We start from the raw sequence: 1899 nt of genomic DNA on the forward strand, positions 1-1899 counted from the left end.
CGTTGTAGTACGACTCGAACTCGCGCAGGGCATGGAGCTGATGGCGTTGGTGCCAGATGCGGGTGCGGTCCAGCAGTTCGTGTCGGTAGGTCTGTATCCAGCGCTCCATGATGGAGTTCATCCGGGGCATCCGGATGCCGCTGGTGACGATCTCCAGGCCGGCATCGGTCAGCACGGCGTCGAAGGCTGCCGTGAACTTGGAGTCTCGGTCGCGTATCAAGAATCTGGCCTTGCTGCCTGCGTCATCCAAGTCCATGACGAGGTTGCGTCCGAGCTGCACGATCCAGTCTGCGGTGGGGTGTGCGGTGGCGCCGAGGATCCGGATGTGTCTCGTGGAGTGTTCGATGGCGGCGAAGACGTACATCCGTGCTCCGGTGAGGGTGCGGGTCTCGAACAGGTCGCATGCGAGCAGTGCCTGGGCCTGGCTGTGCAGGAAGTCGGCCCAGGTGGTTCTCTTGCGTTCGGGCGCGGGCGGGATGCCGTGCTCGCGGAGGATTTCCCGGACGGTGGAGGCGGCGACCTTGATGCCCAGGGCCGCGAGCTCGCCGTGGATTCTGCGGTATCCCCACGAGACATTTTCCCGCGCCAGGCGAAGGACTATGGCGCGGATCGATCGGACCGTGGGCGGGCGCCCGCGTCGTTTCGGCACGCAGGTCGCGGCATGGCGCCGCTTGAGCAGGTCACGGTGCCAGCGCAAGATCGTGTCTTGTGGGATTCCAGAAGTCGGCTACCAACGCTGGCCAGTAATTTTACGCTATGCGCTCATATTCGTTGATCAAGCCACCCAGGACTGGTCGGCGCTTGATCTGCTCATGGCCGAGGTCCGCAACGGGGTGGATCGGCCGTGGCGGGCGAAGCTCGCGGCACGGTGCGGCCGGCGACCGTTGTAGTGCCGGACGTACTCCGCAAGCACCGCACGCGCGTGCCGTTCACCGAAAATCAACAGACGGTCGGTGAGTTCGGCTCTGACAGTGCGTACGAACCGTTCGGCGAAACAGTTCGCCAGCGGGCACCGCGGGGGAGTCTTGACTACGCGGATGTCCAAATCGGCAAGGACCGCATCGAACGATGCGGTGAACTGACCTGCCCGATCCCGGACGAGAAACCGGAATTCGGTGGCACGATCGTCGAGGTCCATCAGCAGGTCGCGTGCCTGCTGAGTGGTCCACGCCCCGTCCGGATTCGTTGTCGCGCCGAGCAGGTGCACGTATCGGCTGCCGACCTCCAGCACGAAGAACACGTAGACTCGTTTGAGGGTGACCGCGCAGTCCACGTGGAAGAAGTCGCATGCCAGCATGGTCGACGCCTGGGTGCGCAGGAACTGCCGCCAGGTCGTGTCGGTGCACCGGATCGGTGCTGGCGGTATGCGCAAACGCTTGAGAACGCGGCGGATCGTCGACGCCCCCACTCGATGGCCGAGTTCGAGCAACTCACCCTGGATCCGTTGGTATCCCCAGGTGTGATTCTCCTTGGCCATGCGCTCGATCAACACGGCAACGGCGTTGTCTACGGGCGGGCGCCCGATGCGGTTCGGATAGGTCCACTTCCTGGCAACCAGGCGACGATGCCAGCGCAGCACCGTGCCGGGCGTGACCAATCGGTGCGCCCGCAGCGCCTTCGGCAGCAACCGGATTAGCGCGGCGAATAGTGCCCGGTCGGCCCAGTCCATCCGAGGTTTCGGGTTGGCTCGGTGCAGCACGGCCACCTCGTGACGCAGTACCAGGAGTTCGACGTCCTTGGACGCCGGCGAACGGCCGAGCAGCGACAGCCAGCCCGCAAGCCGCACGAAGATCAGGTAGAGCAGACGTAGTGACATGGCCCGAGATCATGCCCTGTCTGCCGGGGACACCGGAATATGCAGGTCGCAGGCCGTGAACCGACTTGTGGAACCCCACAGGT

At 64.5% G+C, this 1899-nt stretch carries 1 protein-coding gene and 1 pseudogene; both read right to left on the reverse strand.

Annotated elements, in window-relative coordinates:
- Positions 1-697 (reverse strand): annotated as a pseudogene (locus E1288_RS49700) (integrase); the annotation flags it as partial.
- A 78-nt stretch (positions 698-775) separates the two neighbouring features.
- Positions 776-1786 carry an integrase core domain-containing protein gene (locus tag E1288_RS49705; RefSeq protein ID WP_235884309.1) on the reverse strand — a complete coding sequence of 337 codons (1011 nt, stop codon included), beginning with the start codon at positions 1784-1786 and terminating at the stop codon, positions 776-778.
- Positions 1787-1899: the final 113 nt, after the last annotated feature.

Origin of the sequence: Saccharopolyspora elongata (assembly GCF_004348985.1) — a bacterium.
GTDB lineage: Bacteria > Actinomycetota > Actinomycetes > Mycobacteriales > Pseudonocardiaceae > Saccharopolyspora > Saccharopolyspora elongata.